We start from the raw sequence: 22,435 nt of genomic DNA, 5'->3' as shown, positions 1-22,435 counted from the left end.
TTTATACATCTGTGTATAAAGCTTGGCTTTTAGACCAAGCTTTTGAGGCCAGTGTTTAAGACTAAGCTTTTAAAGTTAACCTGTTAAAGCTTGCTTGCCACTTTCGCTTCTAACTTTTCTATTTCCGCTCTGCGGCCTTTATCGGCAATGGGGCGGTTTAACTTTTCAGGGGCGTCCTTGGCTAGTTTTAAATGCTTGGCCGCTTCTTCATACTCCCCATCATCAAACAAGTATTCTGCGTAAAAATAATGGGTGTCCATACTGTTTGGGAAAAGCGTTAATGCCTTCTTAAATAAGCCAGCTGCTTTTTTGTCACTGCCAAAGGCAACCGGCCAACCGGGTACGTTGTGATATAGCGCGGCTAATACAGTTAACGCTGTACCTTCTAATACAGATTCATCTGCATCAATCGCTTTTTCAAGATTAGCTCTTGCCGCTTTGGCAAAATCAAGCGCACCTAAACCACCTTTCGCTTTGGCTGCACTAGATTGTGTGATGGCTAACCAAGTAAGCGCTTCGGCACTGTTATTAGAGACGGCAGCAAAAGCTTCAGCTTCTTCGATAAGCTTTATGAAGGCTTCTTCTTGATCCTTACTTTCGTAATGATAATTTACCGCTGCCCACTGTTGTTGGATAGCCAGCAAGGTATTGTCGCTATCAGCGAAGGTAAGGTTGGTGTACGCCAGAAGCGAGATACAAATAGCGAAAAGTCCACGTTTACTAAGCATGGTGGAAGTCCTATGTAGATGATAATTGGAGATTTTGACAGATGTTTTAACAGTAGTTGCAGGTAAAAAACAAGAAAAACAATCTAACTTGCTAAACGAATTAGCTAAATAGAATAAGTGCATCACAGTTTCGGTTGCCACTTTTTGATGAAAAACTATCCTAGATTGCAAATTAGGGGTTCGCATTTTCGTCAAAACCTGTATAATTCGCGCCCTGCCCAGTTACGCCCACCTTTGGGAAGGTGGAAGAATCGACCGGCTCGAAGGGGTCTTTGTGTTGATTTTATGGTGATTTCTGGTGTTCAGAAATCAGTAACGACGATATTATTCGGGTGATATTTAAATGAAAACTTTTGTTGCAAAGCCAGAAACGGTACAACGTGACTGGTACGTGGTTGACGCCACAGACAAAACTCTAGGCCGTTTGGCTTCAGAAATCGCATTGCGCCTTCGTGGTAAGCATAAGCCAGAGTACACTCCTCATGTGGACACTGGTGATTACATTGTAGTTATCAATGCTGATAAAATTACGGTTACTGGCCGTAAAGCATTGAACAAAATCTATTATGCACACAGTGGCTATCCAGGTGGTCTGAAAGAAACTAACTTTGAAAAGCTGCTAGCTTTCAAACCAGAAATGGTTATTGAGAAAGCAGTGAAAGGAATGCTGCCAAAAGGTCCTCTAGGCCGTGCAATGTTCCGTAAAATGAAAGTTTACGCTGGTGCAGAACATAAGCACGCAGCACAGCAACCACAAGTTTTGGACATCTAAGGGGCAATCGACATGGCAGATACTCAATACTACGGCACCGGCCGCCGCAAAAGTTCTACCGCTCGTGTGTTCCTGCGTCCAGGCTCAGGTAACATTCAAGTAAACAAACGTGCTCTAGACGAGTACTTTGGTCGCGAGACTGAGTGCATGGTTGTTCGTCAACCTCTAGAACTTGTTGAAATGTTGGAAAAGTTTGACCTATACGTCACTGTTAAAGGTGGTGGTTCTAACGGTCAAGCTGGCGCAATTCGTCACGGCATCACTCGTGCTCTTATGGAGTACGATGAGACGTTACGTCCTGCTCTACGTAAAGCTGGCTTCGTTACTCGTGACGCTCGTCAAGTTGAACGTAAGAAAGTGGGTCTACACAAAGCGCGTAAGCGTCCACAGTTCTCAAAACGTTAATTTTACGTTTTATGCAAAAAACCCGGCTTATGCCGGGTTTTTTATTTTTTGGCTAAAAATCTACTTTCTTTAGCGCGTGCTGTAATTTTTCTCTTTCCGTCGCTAATCTACCTACTCAATTAGTACTTTGAGTTTCCGCGCTTCATTTCAACATAAAGCTAACAATGATTTAATAAAAGCCCTCAAATGACCGAATTTCGGTCAAATTCTTGATTTTATTCCAATCACTCACTAATTCTTAACAATGACCCCAGATTAATTTATTGCTTAAATACCAGTAAAACCTTGTGTTTATAAGGGCTTTTCTTTTATCATTTGCGGTCGAAATTTGACGAAACTTTAGTGAATTCTCGAATGAGCACATAAGTGCCTTCGAGTTAACTTCATGACAAGCCATATGATGGGCGATCCTAACGTGATAAAACCAGTAAAAGTTAGGGTTATACATCATAATTATCCGAACCTGGAGAAATGTGGATGAGCAATGTATCTGTAGATGCAACAGAGTCTGCACACAATGACAACCAGCCAGAAAACAACACCCGTCGTCGGTTCTTGACCGTTGCCACGTCGGTAGTTGGTGGTGTAGGTGTTGTTGGAGCGGCAGTGCCTTTTATTGCGTCCTGGAATCCAAGTGCCAAAGCGAAAGCGGCCGGTGCTGACGTTGAAGTAGATATCAGCGGGATTGAACCTGGACAGCTAGTGCGTGTGATGTGGCGAAGCAAGCCTGTATGGATTGTTCGTCGTACCCCTGAAATTCTTGAAGAATTGAGCACTCACGAAGATAAACTGAAAGATCCTAACTCTGAAGCAGAGCAACAACCTACGTTTGCCCAGAACCGTTTCCGTTCTATGAAAGAAGAGTACCTTATCCTAGTAGGTATTTGTACGCATCTAGGTTGCTCACCGCAGCACCTTAAAGATGGTGCTTTCGAAGAAGTGGTTGAAGGGGTTCCAGATGGTTTCTTCTGCCCATGTCACGGTTCTAAGTTTGATATGGCTGGTCGTGTATTCCAAAACGTACCTGCGCCATTAAACCTTGTTGTACCGCCTTATCAGTTCGTTGATGATACAAATATCATTCTCGGCTCAGAAGCGGAGGCTGTGTAATATGAATGCTTTTTTAGAGTGGATTGAAGCGCGTATTCCAATTATGCGTGTGGCGAATATGCACGCCATCCAATACCCAGCCCCTAAAAACATGAACTTTTGGTACGTGTTTGGATTCTTGGCTACCATCGTTTTAGTTAACCAAATTATTACTGGAATCTGGTTAACAATGAACTTCGTACCGACTTCTGAAGGTGCGTTCGCGTCTGTTGAATACATCATGCGTGAAATTGATTACGGATGGATCATTCGCTATATGCACAGTACTGGCGCTTCAGCGTTCTTTATCGTGGTATATCTGCATATGTTCCGCGGCATGATTTACGGTTCTTACCAGAAGCCTCGTGAACTGCTTTGGGTGTTTGGTATGTTTATCTACCTTGCACTAATGGCTGAAGCCTTCATGGGCTATGTATTGCCTTGGGGACAAATGTCTTACTGGGGTGCGCAAGTAATTGTATCGCTATTTGGTGCGATTCCAGTTGTAGGTCCAGACCTAGTTATCTGGCTACAAGGTGATTATGTAATTTCGGGTGCTACCCTTAACCGATTCTTCGCATTGCACGTTATTGCATTGCCATTGGTTATTGTTATTTTGGTGTTCTTACACATTATTGCGCTACACGAAGTGGGTTCAAACAACCCAGACGGTATCGCTATTAAGCATAAGAAAGGCTCGTTACCAGAGTCTGAAAAAACCAAGTTTAAGATTCATGAGTACTACACTAGCAAGTATGATATCGCTGATGACATCTTGCCATTCTTCCCGCACATGGTGCTGAAAGACTTGGTAGCATTCTGTATTTTCTTAGCCTTGTTTACGTATATCTTGTTCTTCGCACCTGAAATGGGCGGCAAGTTCCTTGAGCATCCTAACTTTGAAATTGCGAACCCGTTGAAAACACCTGAACATATCTTCCCTGTTTGGTACTTCACGCCGTTCTACGCCATTCTTAAGGCCGTACCTGATAAACTAATTGGTGTACTTGCTATGTTTGGTGCTATTGCAGCCCTGTTCGCTTTACCATGGATAGATCGCGGCCGTGTTAAATCGTGGCGCTATCGTTGTGGTTTACACACAGTAAACCTTATTGTGTTCGCAATTGTGTTCGTTTTCTTAGGTTACTTAGGTGCTACACCTCAAGAAAACTGGAAGATTGTTGCGTCGCAAATCGCGACTGTTATGTACTTTGGTTTCTTCGTGTTGTTGTTCCTATACAGCCGTAACGAGAAAACTAAGCCTGTACCAGAGAGGATTGCCTAATGAAAAAATTGATGTGCTTTCTAGCATTTTTTCTACCGGGTGTAGCGTTAGCCGCTGGTGGTAGTGTGCATCTTGATAAGGCACCTATCGACCTGACCGACAAGGCCTCGCTGCAACGTGGTGCGCAGTTGTTCATGAACTACTGCTTAGGCTGTCACTCAATGAAGTATCAGCGCTATCAGCGTACATTTGCCGATTTAGGTATTCCTGACGAGCTAGGAACTGAAAACCTTCAGTTCACTGGCGAGAAGGTTGCTGATTATATTACTCGTGCAATGCCTGAAGATGCCGCGGCAGGTTGGTTTGGTGCTGCGCCACCAGACTTAACCCTTGTAGCTCGTGTTCGTGGTGAAGACTGGATATATACTTACCTACGTTCTTTTTACGTAGATGAGAGCCGTCCATTTGGTGTGAACAACAAAGTATTCCCTGAAGTGGGTATGCCGCATGTGCTTCAACCTTTACAAGGTACACCAACTGAAATGCACGAAGAAGTCATGGTAGATGGCGAAATGGTTGAGCAATATGTTGGCATTAAATCTGATGGTACAGGTTCTATGTCTCCAGACGAGTACGACCAAGCCGTTGCCGATATTGTTAACTTCTTAGAGTATACTGGTGAGCCGGCTAAGCTAGAATCACACCGTATTGGTAAATGGGTACTTATCTTCATTGCCGTACTGTTTGTATTTGTTTACTTGCTGAAGAAAGAATACTGGCGAGAAGTGCACTAATCGCACAGAATTATGTATAATGGCAAAGGGGGCTTCTCGCCCCCTTTTTTAGTCTTTGAATTTCGCCCGAATTACCGGGCATAACTAGTTTCTCGACGGAGGAAATTGAATGGCCGTAGCCGCGAATAAACGTTCTATTATGACGTTGTTCTCTGACACAATTGATATTTACAGCCATCAGGTGCGTATTGTGTTGGCAGAAAAAGGTGTGGGTGTTGAAATAAGCTACACAGATCCTAGCAATCTGTCAGAGGATCTGTTGGAGTTAAACCCTTACGGAACCGTTCCAACTCTTGTTGATCGTGAACTGGTGCTTTATAAATCGCATATCATCATGGAATACCTTGATGAGCGTTTCCCGCATCCACCACTTATGCCTGTTTATCCGGTATCTCGTGGCCAAAGCCGTCTTATGATGCACCGCATCGAGCAAGACTGGTATTCGTTAGCAGCTCGTATCTTCCGTGGTGAAGGTAACGTTGAAGCTGCGCGTAACGACTTACGTGAAGCGCTACTTGCATTAGCACCTGTATTTGGTGAATTGCCTTACTTTATGAGTGAAGAGTTCAGCTTAGTTGATTGTTACCTTGCTCCGCTGTTGTGGCGCTTACCTGCTTTAGGTATTGAGCTTAATGGCGCAGGTAGTAAAGAAATTAATGCATACATGAACCGTATCTTCTCTCGCAGTTCATTTAAAGCATCGCTAACCGATCAAGAGCGCGAGATCCACAACCCACTATGACATCTATGACGTCTAATCAGCCCTACCTATTAAGGGCCTTTTACGAATGGATAGTGGACAACGATCTCACCCCATACATTGTTGTTGATGCAACGAATGAAATGGTGGAAGTGCCTTTAGAGTTTGTTAAGGATGGGCAAATCGTTTTAAACGTGTCGCCTAGTGCATGTGTGAACTTCTCATTGGACCTAACCGGGCTTTCTTTCCAAGCTCGTTTTGGTGGCCAACCACGAAGATTAAGCATGCCTAGCGAAGCCATTATGGCGATTTATGCCCGTGAAAATGGCGCCGGTACTGTATTTGCTACCGAAGAGGAGATGGCCAAAACAAGTAAGCCATCTGAACCTCAAGCCACTGGGCCTGCATCTATTGAAGACGTCGACGCGTCTGATAATTCAGATGCACCCGTTCCCCCTAAAAAGGGAAAGCCTACCTTAAAAGTCATTAAATAAGCATTCTGACTTCCTGCTGCCTTAGCAGGAAGTCGGCTTATTCTTTACCTTTCCTTCGTGTACCAATCTGTCTGTTCTGTTAGTTTCGTAAGTCGTTATTAATACTAATTTAAAGATAAGCCTATGCAAAACGCCTCAATTAAAGATCTTATTGAGTTCAGTGATTTTGAAAAGCTGGATATTCGTGTGGGTACAATTATCGATGTCGCCGAGGTGGAAAAGTCTAAAAAGCTGATGAAGCTCAATGTAGATTTTGGTGATCATCAGCGCTCTATTCTTGCGGGTATTATACCAGTCCGCATAGATAATTACCCTCTCAGCGAGACTTAAAATGTTCGTAATCGCGGCGTGTTACCACAGGTATAGTGGTTCTACATCAAGGTAACACAACAAAGAGTACGGACATTTTAAACTCGCCCTTCTGAGTGGGCGATTATCTATGCGGATTGGTATTAAACAAGAGCGTGAAAACCCTTTCGAGTTTAAAGGCAAGCAAGCGTTGTTTGTCCTTAATTTACCCGAGCAAAAGATGGCGGGCGAAGTATCTCAAGGTATGTTGTTTGATATTGGCTACGCCGATAAGTTAACGCCTTGCTTGGCCATGCCTGAAACACCAATGCCAAACGGTAGTAGAGCAGGTTAGTTAGAACAACTCGTTATCTTTACCCGTATCAGGGGCGAAACTCTTTGTGTTAAAATAAACACTAAGTATCAAGTGGCTTAATTTATGGCAGTTTAATTAGCTAAAGTGTGCCTATTTGTATCGTTATTGTTTTATGTCTGTCTTTTGGTGCCAACATCATGTTCAAACAAGAAATTAAAACCCTCATTGAAAATAAACTTACCCAAGATGGTTTATTTGAAACGGGGATTAAAGGGGTTCAGCTATTTAGAGTTACCGAAGGAGTTCGATGTGCCCCTGCGGTATACGAGCCTACTGTAGTGGCAATTGTCAGTGGCACTAAAGAGGCGATACTAGATGGAAAGTCTTATGTCTATGGCACTGACCAATACATGTGCTGCAGCATGTCTATGCCAGTTGAGGCTGGAACGCCTAGTGCGTCGCCAGATAACCCGTTATTAGGTGTGTTTATTTCCCTTGATACTCGCGTAATGACCGAGCTAACGATGGAGGTAGAGCGAGCCTCAGGCATGAATAGACAATCTAAGGGCGCAGGGTTACCGCCAAGCATTACGCTTTCTGAATGGGACCTTGGGTTTTCTGAAGCACTGCTGCGTCTATTACAACTTACTCAAGATGCATCTGATACTGCGGTACTTGGCAATAGTCGACTACGTGAAGTTTACTACGCCATCCTCAAAGGCGGTGCAGGTGATTCAGCAAGGCGAGCTTTTGGTGTAGGAAACGAAATTGCCCGGGCCATCGAATATTTGTCTACTCGGTTAGATGCAACGGTAACCATAGATGATATGGCCTCACAAGTGGGCATGAGTCGCGCTGTGTTCCACAGAAAGTTTAAACAAGCTACAAGTATGTCCCCAATTCAGTTTGTGAAGTCTATGCGTTTAAATACGGCCGCGATGAAGATTTTGGGTGGCATGAATGTGAATGAAGCTGCGATGGATGTGGGGTATGTAAGCTCGTCTCAATTTAGCCGAGAGTTTAAACGGCTATATGGACAGTCGCCTAAGCAATGGAGCCACGAAAGGCAAATACCGGCTGGATTAGTAAGTTAGCACTACATCAAAAACAACGTAGCAGTGCCTAAGAACGCGAATATACCAACTACATCAGTAATAGTTGTTAATATTACGCTTCCCGCTAACGCTGGGTCTATTTTCAAGCGTTTCATGATAAGTGGCAGTGTAGCGCCTGCCATTGCTGCGGCTATCATATTAACCAGCATGGCAAAGGCGATAATAATTCCTAACATGTAGTCTTGTTTCCAAAGCGCTATTACCGAAGCAATTAAGATTGCCCAAATCGCACCGTTTAAAAAACCAATAGATATCTCTTTGCTAATTAACCAGCGGGAGTTGTTGGCATTAACGTGCCCGAGTGCCATTCCGCGAATAACCAAGGTAAGGGTTTGGTTTCCGGCAACACCGCCCATGCTTGGTACTATGGTGTTCAATATTGCAAGTACGGCCAATTGGCTTAGCGTTGCTTCAAACAAATCGCTTACCATCGCCGCCATTAGCGCGGTTACCAGGTTTACCGCAAGCCATACCGAGCGTCGCTTAGTACTTTGCAATACGGGTGCAAAGGTATCTTCGTCATCGTCTAAACCCGCCATACTCATCATGGAGTGCTCAGCGTCTTCACGAATAATATCTACCACGTCATCAATGGTAATTCGGCCTACTAAGCGATGTTTTTCGTCAACCACTGGGGCTGATAACCAGTTATAGCGCTCGAACAAGCTGGCCACTTCATCATCTGGCATGTGAACGGGAATAGCTTCAGACTCTTCATCCATTACATCCGACACTTTAGCTTCAGTTTCAGCGGTAAGTAATCGAGTTACCGGTACGATACCGACTAAATTATCGGTACGGTTCACCACGTAAAAGGTATCGGTGTTTTCGGGTAACTCACCTTTAAGGCGAATATAGCGAAGTACTACATCAATGGTCACATCGGGGCGAAGGGTGATGGTGTCGGTATTCATGATGAAACCGGCAGTTTCTTCGCCGTAGGATAATGCCTGTTCAGCACGCACCCTGTCTTGTGCATCCATAGAGTCTAGAATGTCCTGTAATACAGGCTCAGGCAGACTACTAAGGGTAACGGCTAAGTCATCGGTATCCATTTCTTCTAACGCGTCTACTACATTAGCAGGCAGCATTTTGGTGATGATACCGTTACGTACGTCGTCCGAGAGTTCTTCTAGAATATCACCGTGGAAATCACCATCGATAAGCTCCCATAACTCGTCACGAGTACGACTGGGGCTAGATTCGAGAATGTGTGCAACATCTGATGGGGGTAATTCAAGCAGAAGCTTTCGTACAGAAACAAATTGGCCGTTATTCAACGCGCCATTTAGTGCCCTAAGTTGGCTTTGTACGTATTTTGAGACCAGCGCTTCTGCCACTGCTTTCGCCTAAAAAATGGGATTTCTATAATGGTAGGATATCGCACTTGCCATGACGCTGTCATGACAAAAGCACAGTAGGTACAGACAATTACGAGCCGTATGGTGAAATTATAGACGGCTTTGAGCAGAATTTCTCCGTCGTATCGAAAGCTGCATTATTCGTCTTCGTTAAAACGGCCTTCAATTAAGGTTTCAATCGCGCTTAGTGCAGCTTCAGCATCATTACCTTCAACGACCACATTTACTTGTTCACCTTGGTGACTTTCAAGCATCATTAGGCCTAATACACTGTTCGCGTCGGCTTGTTTATCACCTTTTACTAGCACTATTTTAGCATCGAATTGGTTAGCTAATTGCACCAGTTGAGTGGCGGCGCGGGCGTGTAAGCCCAACTTATTGACGATGGTAAGTGTTTTTTCAATTGTCATTACTGATTTAACTCGCGGTGACGAATTTGTACATCTGGGTGCATTTCGCCAAAGGTTTTAGCTAACGACTGAGCAATAAATACTGAACGGTGTTGACCACCAGTACATCCAATCGCAATTGTCACATAACTGCGGTTATTGCGTTCCAAATGTGGCAGCCATGTTGTTATTAAGTTCTGTATTTGCCAAATAAATTTAGTCACCACAGGCTGTGAACCTAAAAACACTTCTACAGGGGCATCTAAGCCAGTTAAGTGTTTTAAATCGGGTTCCCAATGTGGATTGGGCAGAAAGCGGGCGTCAAATACATAATCTGCATCTTTCGGAATACCGTGCTTAAAGCCGAACGATTCAAAGACCAGTACCAAACGAGAGCTTTTCTTGCCTAGAATTCGCTCGCGAATAAGTTCTGCAAGTTGATGGATAGTGAGTTTATCCGTATCAATATATAAATCGGCACGCTCAACTATAGGTGCAAGTAAGTCTGATTCGGCTTTGATTGATTCAGATAAAGATTTGTTGAGTTTTGCTAACGGGTGAAGACGGCGTGTTTCACTGAAACGCTTCACTAGCACATCGTCACTGGCGTCGATATACACAATGGTCATAGACCAAGACGAGGGGAGATAATCTAAAATCTCTACCAAGTCGGCTGGATTTTTTGGCAGGTTTCTTACATCGATACTTACTGCGACTTGGTCGTATTCATCCACCACGGTATGGGTAAGAGTAGGGAGGAGATTTACTGGAATATTATCTACGCAATAATATCCCAAGTCTTCAAGGGCACGTAGCGCAACTGACTTTCCTGAACCAGAACGACCACTGATAATAATCAGTTTCACCTGCATTTCTCCCTTTTTATAATATGGTGCAGTGCTGTATTAATTTAACGCTGTAATAATATCGTCACTGGTGGTAGCCCGTCTAATGGCTTTCACCGTTTCTTTATCACTTAATTTACCTGCTACCGTGGCAAGGGTTTGTAAGTGACCTTCTGTTTTCTCTTCTGGTACTAACAGAGCGAAAAATATATCTACGGGTTGATCGTCTAGCGCATCGAAATCGATGGCGGGATTACTGGTTACAATAATGGCGATAACATGTTCTAAGCCCGGTAACCGACCGTGAGGCAACGCAATGCCGTTGCCGATGCCTGTGCTACCCATACGCTCACGAGTAAGCAGGCTATTCAACACAGTGGCCTGATCGATATCGGGATTATTTTTAGCGGCAATGTCACTAATAATCTCTAGAATACGCTTTTTACTATTACATTGAACCGCACACTCGGTGCGGTCCAAACTTACTATGGCTTGAATTTCCATACTAATATTTAGTGCTTTTTCAGCTTTTCCTTATGCTTGATAACTTGCCTGTCGAGCTTGTCGATCATGCTGTCTATCGCTGCATACATGTCAGTATTGTGAGATGAAGCAAACACTTCCGCGCCGCTGAGGTGCATGGTGGCTTCGGCTTTTTGATTGAGTTTTTCGACGTTCAGGATGACATGCACATTAGATATGTGATCAAAGTGACGCTCTAGTTTGCTGAACTTCGTATCGACATAGCTACGCAAAGAGTCAGTAATTTCGACATGATGACCGGTAAGGTTGATTTGCATATTTCGTCTTCCTTAAATTATCAAGGCCTTTAAATAAGGCTTTTGCGTTGGTTTGACGGCGGAATCGATAACGATTCCCGGTATTTTGCTATTGTTCGCCGAGCAACTTTAATGCCTTGTTCGGCCAACAATTGAGCAATCTTGCTATCGCTTAATGGCTTGCTGGGCGTTTCCGCTGCCACAAGCTTTTTAATTAACGCGCGAATAGCGGTAGATGAACACTCACCACCAGATTCCGTTGCCACGTGACTAGAGAAGAAATACTTCAATTCGAAAATGCCACGTGGGGTATGCATATACTTTTGCGTGGTGACACGAGAAATGGTGGATTCATGCATATCTACCATTTCTGCGACATCATTTAGCACCATTGGTTTCATCATTTCTGGGCCGTGCTCGAAAAAACCCATTTGTTGCTGCACAATACAGTTCGCTACTTTCATCAAGGTATCGTTTCTTGACTCAAGGCTTTTAATAAACCATTTGGCTTCTTGCATATGCGAGCGAATAAACTGTGAGTCGCTGCTGTTCTTTGAGCGTCGGCTCATGGCAGCGTACTGTTGATTCACACTTAACTTTGGCAAACTATCGGGGTTAAGTTCCACCACCCAACGGCCATTCTTTTTATTTACCGAAACATCAGGAATAACGTATTCCGGCTCTTTGGTAATTAATGCGCTACCAGGGCGAGGATTCAGCGTTTGCAATAAGCGCATGGCTTCACGTAGCTGATCTTCTTTTAAACGGCTCTTACGCATTAACGTGCGGTAATCTTTGCTACTCAGCAGGTCTGAGTACTCGTTAATAAGCTGTCTGGCTTCGGTAAGCCAAGGGGTATCGTCTGAAAACTGGCGTAATTGCACCAATAAACATTCTTGAGGGGTACGAGAGCCTGAACCGATAGGGTCGAACATTTGAATGCGTTTTAGTACACATTCAACTTCGTCCATTTCCACCAATTCTTCAACATCGTCAGAATTCACTGATTCTAAAATCTGTTCAATGGGTACGTTGAGGTAACCAGATTCATCGATTGAGTCGATAATGGCGGTAGCAATTGCGCGGTCGGTATCTGAAAAAGGTGTTAATCGCATCTGCCAAAGCAAATGGTCTTGAATGTTGTCGGTAGTTTCACCCTGAAACAGTTGGTCGTCATCATTGTTTGATGGACCAGGTGCGGGTGCAGAAGAGGCCGAGTAGTATTCATCCCAAGTGCTGTCTATGGGCAATTCATCCGGAAGGTCATTTTTTTCCAGCGCATCGCCGGCTTCTATCGAATCGCTAGACGCGGTAGGTGCTGCTTCTACCGAAGGGTCGTCACCATCCATGTTGTTTTTCTCAACAGGGTGGTCATCACCGCCTTCTTCAACTTCTAAAAGAGGGTTTGAGTCGAGTGCTTCCTGTATCTCTTGCTGCAGGTCGAGCGTAGACAACTGCAACAGTTTGATAGCCTGCTGCAACTGCGGTGTCATAGTAAGTTGTTGACTGAACTTTAGCTGTAAAGATGGTTTCATCTACGTCTTATTTTTAAACTCTTGTTGTGAATATACCCGTGCTTAAAACTGAAAATGACAATTCGGTTACAGTAACTATAGCCTGAATTGTTCTCCTAGGTATACATCCCTTACTTTCTGATTACTTAAAACTTGTTCTGCCGTCCCTTGCGCGATGAGTTCGCCTTGGCTCACAATATACGCTTTCTCACACACATCCAGTGTTTCTCTTACGTTGTGATCGGTGATGAGGATTCCAATTCCCCTATCACGAAGATGTTGAATGATCTTCTTTATATCATTAACCGATATAGGATCAACACCAGCAAATGGCTCATCTAGCAAAATAAATTGCGGATTGGCTGCCAATGCTCGAGCGATTTCTACTCGGCGGCGTTCACCTCCGGATAAACTCATACCCGTACTATTACGTATATGGTTAATATTAAATTCATCAAGTAGCGCGTCAGCTTCTTGTTCTTGATCTGCTGAACTTAACCCTTTACGGGTTTGTAAAATCGCCATGATGTTTTCAAACACCGTCAGCTTTCTGAAGATAGACGCCTCTTGGGGCAAATAACCAATGCCGCGACGTGCACGTTCATGCATAGGCTCGTGGGTTAATTCGCTGTCATCAATGATGATTTTTCCCTTATCAAGGGGAACTAAGCCTACAATCATGTAGAAAGTTGTGGTTTTACCCGCGCCATTAGGGCCAAGTAATCCTACAATCTGCCCAGTAGAAACCGATAAGCTTACATCGCGAACCACTTGTCGTGATTTATACGCTTTTGCAAGACTTTGTGCGCTCAACGTTGCCATGATTAGTTGTCGTCCGCCTTGTCGCCTTTGTTATCTGATGAGGCTTTGCGTATAGCCTCTGGCGTGAATACTGTGGTTACTCTGCCGCCTTTGCCATCTTCGCCGCCTGTTGCTAGTAACTGTTCTGTTACCATGTCGAAGGTAATGTTGTCGCCTTGTACTTTACTAGTATCTTGCTGCAACTCAGCACTTCCACTTAACGAAATGGTTCGATTCACTACTTCGTAGCGAATTTCGTTGGCTTTAGCGGTTACTGATGCACCGTCTTCCAATTCTTGCGAGAAACTGGCTGGTTTACCACGGGCAACGAATATCTCACGACCATCACCGTCGCTGGCAATAACTTCCACTTCGTCGGCGTTAATCAGCAAAGTACCTTGGGTAATTCGAACATCGTCTTTAAACAATGATGTTTTGTTTTTGCCATCGACAAATTGCGATTTAGAATCTACCTTAATCGGTTTGTTAAAGTCGCTTTCAGCCGCGACTGCCACGGTAACGAATAAGCTCACCGCTAAACTAGCAGCAAGTACTTTAGTGGCTAGGCGAATAAATGGTTTGTACATGGTCTATTAACTCGTATTCCTGGGTACGCAAGTTGGCGTTAAACCCATTGCTGTTAATCACATATTGTAAGCCACGTATTTCCACGGGCTGATCAGATGTCATTTGCTTAGTGTACAGGTTTATCTCTATAAACGCTGTGCGTATTGTTTTTACAAAGTCATCGACACTTTGGTTTTCAATAACGACATTATTTTCTAACTGGATCAATTCGTTATTGTACAAAGTACCTTCTGTCGCGGTCACTTCCCACGGCGACTGTGCATCGTCGGTATATAAGGTATATCTGGGCTTTTGGAATAAAACAAAGCCCAATTGGTCGTAATGTTCCATCGACGAGGCAAATACTTTGTGATTCAGCAGCCCGTCTTGGTTGTATAGGGTAGTGGTTAAGTTTTTAGCTTTATACGCAGGCTTTAAGGCGTCTGGCCCTTGGTCGGTTTGCTGGGTAGGATCTTCTTCCATCCAAATAGGAATATACATGGCCAACGCCAAGATAAATAACACAGAAATGCTTAACCCTAAGCGGTCGAACCCTAGTACCTTCATACACTAGCACCTTGAATGCCGTGCAGCTTGTCGTTCGCTTGAAGCAGGGTGTCACATATTTCACGTACCGCCCCAAAACCACCAGGTAACGTGGTGATCCAGTTCGCTTGTTTAGCAACCGCTGGGTGAGCGTCTTTTACCGCAATTTTTACGCTAGCGTGCGGGTACATGCCCGTATCTGGCATATCGTCACCCACTACAGCTACGTGCTCGGGTTTTAGCGATAATCGGTTCATGAGTGCTGCAAGTGCTTCAGATTTATTCTCTTCACCTTGCACGATGTGCGCCACGTTTAGTGCTTTCATTCTATTTTCAACAATAGCTGAACGTCTGCCAGTGATTACAGCAACGGCAACACCTGAATCGACAAGGGCTTTTACACCGTAACCATCACGGGTATGAAAGGCTTTTAGCTCTTCACCCGCATTGCCAAGGTAAATACGGCCATCTGAAAACACACCGTCTACATCACAGACTAATAATTGAATGTGCTGCAGTGCGTTAAATAGCGCCGCTGGCATAGCGGTGTAAAGGGTATCAACGGTTGTTTGTGTATTACTCATCATAAAACTCCCGCTTTAAGTAGCATGTGCATGTTAAACGCGCCCACAGGCTTTCGAGCTTCATCCGTTACCATTAGCGCACTTATCTTATGGGTTTCCATTAAGTTTAGCGCTTCCACAGCGAGTTGCTCTGGCATGGTAGTCTTACCGCCCTTGGTCATCACTTGAGTAACCGTGGCTGTATGCAAATCAATACGCGCATCTAAAATGCGGCGTAAGTCGCCATCGGTGAAAACACCTAACAAAATGCCATCGTTATCGATGACACCCGTCATACCCAAGCCTTTTTTAGAAATTTCCAATAAGGCTTCAGCCACTAGAGCGTCTTGGCTTATTAAAGGTAACTCGCTGCCTGTTAGCATGATGTCACTTACTTTCAGCAGTAATTTTCTGCCTAAGCTGCCACCAGGGTGGGAAAGCGCAAAGTCATCTGTGGTGAAGCCTTTACGATCTAATAATGCTACGGCTAAAGCGTCGCCCATCACTAAAGTAGCTGTGGTACTAGAGGTAGGCGCTAAGCCTAACGAACACGCTTCTTTCTCCACACTAATATTAAGTACAACATCGGCATGCTGACCTAGCGAGCTTGTTTTGCTGTTAGTCATTGCTATCACAGGTACATTTAGGCGTTTCACTATGGGCAATAGATTTACCAACTCAGCAGTTTCCCCTGAGTTGGAAATGGCCAATAGTACATCTCCCTTGCTTAACATGCCTAGGTCGCCATGGTTGGCTTCCCCTGGGTGCATAAAGAATGAAGGTGTTCCGGTACTGGCTAAGGTTGCCGCAATCTTGTGTCCAATATGGCCTGATTTGCCCATGCCACATACCACAACCTTGCCTGCGCAGTTTTGCAATAAGGTGCATGCACTAACAAAGTCATCATTCATACGTGATGAAAGCGCTGATATGGCCTGCGCTTCAATTTCAATGACGCGCTTGGCTGAAGTGATGTAGCTATTTTCTTGTGACATTACGCAAAAAGCCAAAATTGATAACCAATGAAGCAAGCAATCAACAAGCCGCCATTTCTTCGGCTTATCCTACGATTGCCCATTAAGGTAAAACTGAATAAAAATAGCAAAAGGGTTAGCCCTAGCACGACAAACATATCGCGGGTATACACGTCAGGATCTAACGCTCCAGGGGCAAGAAGCCCCGGCATGCCTAATACGGCAAGTAAATTGAAAATATTCGAGCCAATAATGTTGCCCAAGGCTAGGTCGTCTTCACCTTTAAGCACACCCGCAATACTGGCGGCTAATTCAGGCAAGCTGGTACCAAGGGCTATAATGGTCAGGCCGATGACTAAATCGGACATGCCTAAGTAACTGGCTATCTCTACCGCTGAGCCTACTAAAAAGTGGGCACTTAACGGCAACAATATAAGGCCAACCACAATCCAGAAAATGGCGGAAGAGGTGGGGACATCGTTAGGAATTTCATCGGTAGTTTCGCTTACTAAGGGGTCTTCCTTATCTACTTTCATAGATAACCAACCCATTAGGCCCAAAACAATCACGAAAAGGCTAATGAGTATGATGCCTTCAATGTGAGTAAGCTCGCCGTCGAAGAGAAACGCAACAGCTATGACGGTAATAACAAGTAGGGCAGGAAGTTCACGCTTCAACGTAGAGGAAGCAACTAGAAGGGGTTTCACTAAGGCGGTTATGCCTAATACCAACGCAATATTGGTAATGTTTGAGCCCAGTGCGTTACCCACCGCGGTATTCATATTACCGTTGATGGACGCGGCGGCTGAAACCACAATCTCGGGAGCCGATGACCCCATGGCGACAATGGTTAAGCCTATCATCATAGGCGCCATACCAATATTTTTGGCAAACGCTGATGCACCGTATACAAAACGGTCTGCACTCCAGCTAAGTACAATCAGTCCAACTAAAAAAATGACTACGTTTAAAAGCACAACAACCAGCATAGTTAGGAATTTCACAAGATTGTCGCAAAAACAATGCCATTTGCCTATGAGAACTATCGGTTATTTTAGCAAAGGTGGTATTAAGTCATCCCAAACACCCGCTTTACTGTTTGAAAATCATCCGAATTTTCTAAATTCGAATAAATCGAACATAACTTGTAACGTTTTGCTTTTGTGCATCCCTTGAAAAAGCGTACAATGACATTAAATTACACTGATCAGTAAACTTTATCGGTTTAACGTACTCGAAGGCATAGAACTTGCCTTATGCAATAAAGAAAATGTACGGCGTTAAAGGCGATTCAAGTAACTAGAACCTTACATCTATAGGAAGCGAGCAATGAATAGCATTGCTTGTTTTGCTGGTATCACTAATCTTTCAAGGGTCGATAAATAAAATCGCTATGGACCATTTAGTCGAGATAGACAACCTAACCTTTCGACGTGCAGACCGTATTATCTATGATGGTATTACGCTGAGCATTCCGAAAGGTAAAATTACGGCCGTTATGGGCCCCAGTGGGATAGGGAAGACCACCTTACTGCGCCTTATTGGCGGGCAATTAACACCAGATGAGGGTGATATACAGTTTGATGGTGACTCTATTGTTGCCATGAGCCGAAAAGAGCTTTATCAAGCACGTCGTCGAATGAGCATGTTGTTTCAAAGCGGCGCGTTGTTCACAGACATGACGGTGTTCGACAATGTCGCGTTCCCACTACGTGAACACACTAACTTATCGGAAGATCTTATCGCTACAACTGTCGCACTAAAGCTACAGGCTGTTGGGCTAAGAGGTGCTGCGCAGCTCATGCCTAGCGAGCTTTCTGGTGGTATGGCTAGACGAGCAGCGCTAGCAAGAGCAATTGCGCTTGACCCCGACCTTATTATGTACGACGAACCCTTTGCCGGCCAAGATCCAATTTCTATGGGCGTGTTGGTAAAATTAATCAGAGGGCTTAACGACGCGCTAGATTTAACGAGCGTTGTAGTTACCCACGATGTTACTGAAGTACTCACCATTGCAGACTATATTTATATTCTGGCTGACAAGCGTGTTATTGGTGAAGGTACAGCTCAGCAAATTAAAGAAAGTGACTCTGAATTAGTTCAGCAGTTCTTAAAAGGAAAAGCAGATGGCCCTGTGCCGTTTCATTATCCTGCACCGGATTTAGAAAGTACGTTTTTCGGAGGGGACAAATGAAGTTCTTCCAAGCTATAGGTGCAAATGTCATTGGCAAAGTCACTGCAATTGGCCGCGCAACGTACATGTTAATGGGAGCGCTACTCGCGTTTCCAAGACTTAAAAATATTCCGCTAACCATCAAACAGCTTCATGTGGTAGGCGTTCAGTCTTTGTTAATTATTATCGTGTCAGGATTGTTCATTGGCATGGTAATGGCGCTGCAAGGCTATACTATTTTAGTTGATTATGGTGCTGAAGGCAGCTTAGGCCCCATGGTGGCGCTATCACTGCTTCGTGAACTAGGCCCCGTAGTAACAGCATTATTGTTTGCCGGTAGAGCTGGTTCTGCACTCACCGCCGAAATTGGCCTAATGAAGGCGACCGAACAAATTAGCAGTTTAGAAATGATGGCGGTTGACCCGCTAAGACGTATTGTCGCACCTCGCTTTTGGGCAGGCATGATTTCGATGCCGATGCTGGCGCTAATATTCAGTGCTGTCGGTATTCTAGGTGGCCATTTAGTGGGTGTTGATTGGCTCGGTGTAGACGTTGGCAGTTATTGGTCAATTATGCAATCTACAGTGGAGTGGGGTGAAGATGTGGTTAATGGTATTATTAAAAGCCTCGTTTTTGCCCTAGTTGTCACTTGGATAGCCATATTTAAAGGTTACGATTCTATTCCTACGTCGGAAGGGATCAGCAAAGCTACTACAGAAACTGTAGTGTATTCTTCATTAGCAGTATTAGGGCTGGACTTCGTGCTTACCGCCCTTATGTTTGGCATTGAGTAGGGTTGAGTCATGAATAAATATAAATCGGAAGTTTTGGTTGGCATGTTCGTTGTATTAACCATTGGTGCGGTAATGTTACTGGCACTCAAAGTGGCTAATCAATCGGTAGGTGGCGATGGTGATACCTACACCCTATACGCTAAATTCGACAACATCGGCGGCTTGAAGGCACGGTCATCTGTAAAGGTTGGTGGTGTTAACGTTGGTCGTGTTTCTTCTATCACACTTGATCAAGAAGACTTCACGCCCGTAGTAGAGTTATCGATTTTGAAAAGTTACGACGGTTTTCCAGAAACGAGTTCGGTTTCCATACTGACCTCTGGCCTACTAGGTGAGCAATACGTTGGCTTCCAGCCAGGATTTTCGTTTGACGGAGTCGCAAACCTTAAAGATGGCGACTATTTACAAGATACAAAGTCGGCATTGGTATTAGAAGATTTGATAGGGCAATTCTTATTTAGTCGAGGAAAGGACGAAGAATAAGAATACGAAGGTTAAATAGAATTAATAAAGACTTGATGAAACCAAAAACTACTTTGTCAGGTCTGTTGTAGTAAGAATTCAGTTTCAGGAGATAAACATTGAAAAAGTTAATGATAGTAATGGGTGTGTGGATGTTCTCTTTAGTGGGAATGGCACAAGCTCAAGAAGTTAACGAACAAAACCCGTATGAGTTGGTTAAAGACGTAGCGTCTAAAACCTTCGATAGAATTAAAGCAAATCAAGAGGCTGTTAAGGCCGATCCTGAAATGCTACGTACTATTATGGAAGAAGAGCTAGTTCCTCATATCGACTATAAATTTGCCGCGTTCATGGTATTAGGCAAACACTTTAAATCTGTCCCTCAGGAAAAAATGGGTGAGTACATTACGGTATTTAGACAATACCTCATTACGTCTTACGCGGTTGCTATGGGATATTACGATAACCAAACTGTACAGTTTGAGCCTGAGTCGTCGTTTGATGATAAAAAGTCGGTAACGGTTCGTGCCGTAGTACAAGATCCTAAACGCCCTGAAATTAAAATAGCGTTTAAAGTGCGTAAAGACTCTAAGACTAACGAGTGGAAAGCGTACGATATGGTAGCTGAAGGTATCAGCATGCTTAATAGTAAGCGTAGCGAGTTTGAGTCTATTCTTCGTCAAGACGGTATTGATGCAGTTATCGCATTGATGAGAGACAAGATTGGTAAGCCTGTAGAGCTAAACCAAGATGAGCCTATCGATTTTGACGGAGATAGTGCGTGAGCCTTTTTCAGGTTAACGATAACGCCCAAGTCAGTGTGCACGGTCATTTAGATCGTGACACCCTGTCTAAAAACTTTTGGGAAAGTTTAACCTCTTCGCAAAGTGCTATTTTGGTCAAAGCGGGTACCTGCTGTATAGATTTAGGTGATGTTGAGCGTGTGGATAGCGCTGGATTAGCTTGGATTTTAAACGCAATTAGAGATGGAAAGGGGGCGGGTATTAGTGTTAGCTTGCGTGAACCCCCAGAAAAATTACGTAAACTGGCTAAAATAAGCGACGTTGATGGCTTTTTACCAGTAGAATGAGCCTAATTAGCTAGATATAGAACAAGCAGGTATAGAAGTAAGTTATGGAATTGTCAGAAATTGAAAAAATTCTCACCGACGCTTTAGAACTTCACGAAGTTCACGTTAAAGGCGAAGGTTCTCATTTCAATATAATCGCTGTTGGCGATATCTTTAATGAAATGAGCCGTGTTAAACGTCAGCAAGCCGTTTATGCGCCCTTATCAGATAAGATTGCCGATGGTTCTATGCATGCCATTACGATCAAAACCTTTTCAGTAAAAGACTGGGAGCGTGAGCGCCAGTTTCACGTTCCTCAGTAAGCAGGTCTTTTTTCGTGGATAAACTTGTAATAAAGAAAGGCCCTGCACTACAGGGAAATGTGCGTATCTCTGGGGCTAAGAATGCTGCGTTGCCATTATTAATGACCAGCTTGCTTAGTGACCAACCATGTCGTTACACCAACGTACCTAGATTGCGTGATATCAACACCACAGTAGCACTGCTTCGAGAGCTAGGCGTTGAAGTAGCACAACCTGCTGCAAACGACGTGGTACTCGATTCAAGTACCTTACAGAGCATCACCGCTTCATACGAGCTAGTACGCACTATGCGTGCCTCTATATTAGTGCTTGGCCCTTTGCTTGCTAAGCAAGGCAAAGCAAATGTATCTCTTCCCGGCGGCTGCGCTATTGGCGCTCGCCCCGTTAATCTTCATTTAACTGGCCTTGAAAAAATGGGCGCTAAAATTGAAGTAGACGAAGGGTATATTCGTGCTGAGGTTGATGGCCGTTTAAAAGGTGCTCGCATCTTTATGGACATGGTTAGTGTTGGTGCTACCGAAAACTTAATGATGGCTGCTGCGTTAGCAGATGGCACTACCGTGCTAGAGAACGCTGCTCGCGAGCCTGAAATAGTCGATTTAGCTAACTGCCTTATACAAATGGGTGCGGTTATCTCTGGCGCTGGTACTGACAAAATTACCATTGAAGGGGTAGAAACCCTTAATGGTTGTGATTACCGTGTACTGCCTGATCGTATTGAAACCGGTACTTTTCTTGTAGCTGCTGCGGTAACGGGTGGGAAAGTTCGCTGTACTCATGCAGCACCAGAAACCTTAGAAGCGGTTATCGATAAGCTTGAACAAGCCGGTGCAGTTATCACTTTAGGTGAAGACTGGATTGAGCTGGACATGCAAGGTAAGCAGCCGAAAGCGGTTCGTGTTAAAACCGCACCACACCCTGCGTTTCCTACCGATATGCAAGCACAGTTCGTTACCCTTAACTGCGTAGCTGAAGGCACTGGTGTTATCACTGAAACTATCTTTGAAAACCGCTTTATGCATGTTCCAGAGTTACAACGCATGGGCGCTGAAATTGCCCTTGAAGGTAATTCTGCAGTGTCTAAAGGTAGTTCTGCGCTAAAAGGTGCACCTGTAATGGCTACTGATTTACGCGCGTCTGCAAGCTTGGTTATTGCTGGGCTAATTGCCGATGGCGAAACCCACGTAAACCGTATCTATCATTTAGATCGTGGTTACGAGGCCATTGAAGAGAAGTTAAGCGCACTTGGTGCCAATATCGAGCGTGTAAAAGAGTAAAAATAAAGTATAAAGAGCCACGAGCAATGTGAGTTAATTGCTTATCACGGCTTATAAAAAAGGCGCCTATGA

General features: G+C 44.2%; 30 protein-coding genes. 17 read left to right on the top strand and 13 right to left on the bottom strand.

Annotation, left to right across the window (positions count from 1 at the left end):
• Positions 1–83: 83 nt before the first annotated feature.
• On the bottom strand, positions 84–728 hold the full coding sequence (locus Q4561_RS01105; RefSeq protein WP_303456784.1) for a hypothetical protein: 645 nt from the start codon (positions 726–728) through the stop codon (positions 84–86).
• Positions 729–1,071: 343 nt separating this feature from the next.
• On the opposite strand from Q4561_RS01105, the gene rplM reads away from it, so the two are divergent.
• The 10 genes from rplM to Q4561_RS01055 all read left to right on the top strand — a co-directional run bounded on the left by rplM (position 1,072) and on the right by Q4561_RS01055 (position 7,905).
• Complete coding sequence (gene rplM / locus Q4561_RS01100; protein WP_013785378.1) at positions 1,072–1,500, top strand: 50S ribosomal protein L13; 429 nt, start codon at positions 1,072–1,074, stop codon at positions 1,498–1,500.
• Positions 1,501–1,512: 12 nt separating this feature from the next.
• Positions 1,513–1,905, top strand: coding sequence for a 30S ribosomal protein S9 (gene rpsI / locus Q4561_RS01095; protein ID WP_013785377.1), 393 nt, complete (start codon positions 1,513–1,515; stop codon positions 1,903–1,905).
• A 477-nt stretch (positions 1,906–2,382) separates the two neighbouring features.
• Positions 2,383–3,015 carry a ubiquinol-cytochrome c reductase iron-sulfur subunit gene (petA, locus tag Q4561_RS01090; protein WP_013785371.1) on the top strand — a complete coding sequence of 211 codons (633 nt, stop codon included), beginning with the start codon at positions 2,383–2,385 and terminating at the stop codon, positions 3,013–3,015.
• A 1-nt stretch (position 3,016) separates the two neighbouring features.
• Positions 3,017–4,279, top strand: a complete 1,263-nt coding sequence (locus tag Q4561_RS01085) for a cytochrome bc complex cytochrome b subunit (protein ID WP_303456780.1) — start codon at positions 3,017–3,019, stop codon at positions 4,277–4,279.
• Positions 4,279–5,013 (top strand): cytochrome c1, encoded by a 735-nt coding sequence (locus Q4561_RS01080; protein WP_013785369.1) that lies wholly within the window; start codon positions 4,279–4,281, stop codon positions 5,011–5,013. Before Q4561_RS01085 ends, Q4561_RS01080 begins: the two co-directional genes overlap by 1 nt.
• Before the next feature lie 109 nt (positions 5,014–5,122).
• Positions 5,123–5,755 carry a stringent starvation protein SspA gene (gene sspA, locus Q4561_RS01075; RefSeq protein ID WP_013785368.1) on the top strand — a complete coding sequence of 211 codons (633 nt, stop codon included), beginning with the start codon at positions 5,123–5,125 and terminating at the stop codon, positions 5,753–5,755.
• Positions 5,752–6,207: a ClpXP protease specificity-enhancing factor gene (locus Q4561_RS01070; RefSeq protein ID WP_303456776.1), complete on the top strand. Its 456-nt coding sequence runs from the start codon at positions 5,752–5,754 to the stop codon at positions 6,205–6,207. Before sspA ends, Q4561_RS01070 begins: the two co-directional genes overlap by 4 nt.
• Before the next feature lie 123 nt (positions 6,208–6,330).
• Positions 6,331–6,537 (top strand): hypothetical protein, encoded by a 207-nt coding sequence (locus Q4561_RS01065; protein ID WP_303456773.1) that lies wholly within the window; start codon positions 6,331–6,333, stop codon positions 6,535–6,537.
• Between the two features lie 109 nt (positions 6,538–6,646).
• A complete protein-coding gene (locus tag Q4561_RS01060) occupies positions 6,647–6,850 on the top strand; it encodes a hypothetical protein (RefSeq protein WP_303456771.1) in 204 nt (67 codons plus the stop codon).
• Between the two features lie 158 nt (positions 6,851–7,008).
• Positions 7,009–7,905 carry an AraC family transcriptional regulator gene (locus Q4561_RS01055; protein WP_303456769.1) on the top strand — a complete coding sequence of 299 codons (897 nt, stop codon included), beginning with the start codon at positions 7,009–7,011 and terminating at the stop codon, positions 7,903–7,905.
• 2 nt (positions 7,906–7,907) lie between these two features.
• On the opposite strand, the gene mgtE is transcribed toward Q4561_RS01055, so the two are convergent.
• From mgtE to Q4561_RS00995, 12 genes are all read right to left on the bottom strand, one after another.
• Positions 7,908–9,266 carry a magnesium transporter gene (mgtE, locus tag Q4561_RS01050; protein ID WP_013785365.1) on the bottom strand — a complete coding sequence of 453 codons (1,359 nt, stop codon included), beginning with the start codon at positions 9,264–9,266 and terminating at the stop codon, positions 7,908–7,910.
• Between the two features lie 158 nt (positions 9,267–9,424).
• The gene (locus Q4561_RS01045; protein WP_303456765.1) at positions 9,425–9,697 is read right to left on the bottom strand and encodes an HPr family phosphocarrier protein; all 273 of its coding nucleotides are present in this window, start codon (positions 9,695–9,697) and stop codon (positions 9,425–9,427) included.
• On the bottom strand, positions 9,697–10,542 hold the full coding sequence (rapZ, locus tag Q4561_RS01040; RefSeq protein WP_041453031.1) for an RNase adapter RapZ: 846 nt from the start codon (positions 10,540–10,542) through the stop codon (positions 9,697–9,699). The genes Q4561_RS01045 and rapZ overlap by 1 nt, the downstream gene beginning before the upstream one ends.
• Positions 10,543–10,581: 39 nt before the next feature.
• Complete coding sequence (ptsN, locus tag Q4561_RS01035; RefSeq protein WP_303456762.1) at positions 10,582–11,025, bottom strand: PTS IIA-like nitrogen regulatory protein PtsN; 444 nt, start codon at positions 11,023–11,025, stop codon at positions 10,582–10,584.
• Positions 11,026–11,033: 8 nt separating this feature from the next.
• Positions 11,034–11,321: a ribosome hibernation promoting factor gene (hpf, locus tag Q4561_RS01030; protein ID WP_013785361.1), complete on the bottom strand. Its 288-nt coding sequence runs from the start codon at positions 11,319–11,321 to the stop codon at positions 11,034–11,036.
• A 29-nt stretch (positions 11,322–11,350) separates the two neighbouring features.
• On the bottom strand, positions 11,351–12,835 hold the full coding sequence (locus Q4561_RS01025; protein ID WP_303456759.1) for an RNA polymerase factor sigma-54: 1,485 nt from the start codon (positions 12,833–12,835) through the stop codon (positions 11,351–11,353).
• A gap of 75 nt (positions 12,836–12,910) precedes the next feature.
• On the bottom strand, positions 12,911–13,636 hold the full coding sequence (gene lptB / locus Q4561_RS01020) for an LPS export ABC transporter ATP-binding protein (RefSeq protein WP_303456757.1): 726 nt from the start codon (positions 13,634–13,636) through the stop codon (positions 12,911–12,913).
• 2 nt (positions 13,637–13,638) lie between these two features.
• Positions 13,639–14,202: a lipopolysaccharide transport periplasmic protein LptA gene (lptA, locus tag Q4561_RS01015; protein WP_303456754.1), complete on the bottom strand. Its 564-nt coding sequence runs from the start codon at positions 14,200–14,202 to the stop codon at positions 13,639–13,641.
• A complete protein-coding gene (gene lptC, locus Q4561_RS01010; RefSeq protein WP_303456752.1) occupies positions 14,171–14,749 on the bottom strand; it encodes an LPS export ABC transporter periplasmic protein LptC in 579 nt (192 codons plus the stop codon). The genes lptA and lptC overlap by 32 nt, the downstream gene beginning before the upstream one ends.
• Positions 14,746–15,312, bottom strand: a complete 567-nt coding sequence (gene kdsC / locus Q4561_RS01005; RefSeq protein WP_303457169.1) for a 3-deoxy-manno-octulosonate-8-phosphatase KdsC — start codon at positions 15,310–15,312, stop codon at positions 14,746–14,748. The genes lptC and kdsC overlap by 4 nt, the downstream gene beginning before the upstream one ends.
• On the bottom strand, positions 15,312–16,286 hold the full coding sequence (locus Q4561_RS01000; RefSeq protein ID WP_303456749.1) for a KpsF/GutQ family sugar-phosphate isomerase: 975 nt from the start codon (positions 16,284–16,286) through the stop codon (positions 15,312–15,314). Before Q4561_RS01000 ends, kdsC begins: the two co-directional genes overlap by 1 nt.
• Positions 16,286–17,242 carry a calcium/sodium antiporter gene (locus Q4561_RS00995; protein WP_303457167.1) on the bottom strand — a complete coding sequence of 319 codons (957 nt, stop codon included), beginning with the start codon at positions 17,240–17,242 and terminating at the stop codon, positions 16,286–16,288. Before Q4561_RS00995 ends, Q4561_RS01000 begins: the two co-directional genes overlap by 1 nt.
• A gap of 416 nt (positions 17,243–17,658) precedes the next feature.
• Here Q4561_RS00995 and mlaF point away from each other — a divergent pair, with 416 nt between their 5' ends.
• The 7 genes from mlaF to murA all read left to right on the top strand — a co-directional run bounded on the left by mlaF (position 17,659) and on the right by murA (position 22,363).
• The gene (gene mlaF / locus Q4561_RS00990) at positions 17,659–18,459 is read left to right on the top strand and encodes a phospholipid ABC transporter ATP-binding protein MlaF (RefSeq protein WP_303456747.1); all 801 of its coding nucleotides are present in this window, start codon (positions 17,659–17,661) and stop codon (positions 18,457–18,459) included.
• Entirely contained in the window at positions 18,456–19,232 is a 777-nt protein-coding gene (gene mlaE / locus Q4561_RS00985; protein WP_303456745.1) for a lipid asymmetry maintenance ABC transporter permease subunit MlaE, read from the top strand. Before mlaF ends, mlaE begins: the two co-directional genes overlap by 4 nt.
• 9 nt (positions 19,233–19,241) lie before the next feature.
• On the top strand, positions 19,242–19,715 hold the full coding sequence (gene mlaD / locus Q4561_RS00980; protein WP_303456743.1) for an outer membrane lipid asymmetry maintenance protein MlaD: 474 nt from the start codon (positions 19,242–19,244) through the stop codon (positions 19,713–19,715).
• A 98-nt stretch (positions 19,716–19,813) separates the two neighbouring features.
• Positions 19,814–20,479 carry a phospholipid-binding protein MlaC gene (locus tag Q4561_RS00975; protein ID WP_303456741.1) on the top strand — a complete coding sequence of 222 codons (666 nt, stop codon included), beginning with the start codon at positions 19,814–19,816 and terminating at the stop codon, positions 20,477–20,479.
• The gene (locus Q4561_RS00970; protein WP_303456739.1) at positions 20,476–20,784 is read left to right on the top strand and encodes a lipid asymmetry maintenance protein MlaB; all 309 of its coding nucleotides are present in this window, start codon (positions 20,476–20,478) and stop codon (positions 20,782–20,784) included. Before Q4561_RS00975 ends, Q4561_RS00970 begins: the two co-directional genes overlap by 4 nt.
• A gap of 44 nt (positions 20,785–20,828) precedes the next feature.
• Positions 20,829–21,086 (top strand): BolA family protein, encoded by a 258-nt coding sequence (locus Q4561_RS00965; RefSeq protein ID WP_303456738.1) that lies wholly within the window; start codon positions 20,829–20,831, stop codon positions 21,084–21,086.
• Positions 21,087–21,100: 14 nt separating this feature from the next.
• The gene (murA, locus tag Q4561_RS00960; protein ID WP_303456736.1) at positions 21,101–22,363 is read left to right on the top strand and encodes a UDP-N-acetylglucosamine 1-carboxyvinyltransferase; all 1,263 of its coding nucleotides are present in this window, start codon (positions 21,101–21,103) and stop codon (positions 22,361–22,363) included.
• Positions 22,364–22,435: the final 72 nt, after the last annotated feature.

This window comes from Alteromonas sp. 1_MG-2023, from assembly GCF_030547075.1.
Classification (GTDB): domain Bacteria; phylum Pseudomonadota; class Gammaproteobacteria; order Enterobacterales; family Alteromonadaceae; genus Alteromonas.
This window is presented reverse-complemented; position numbering and strand designations above follow the sequence as displayed.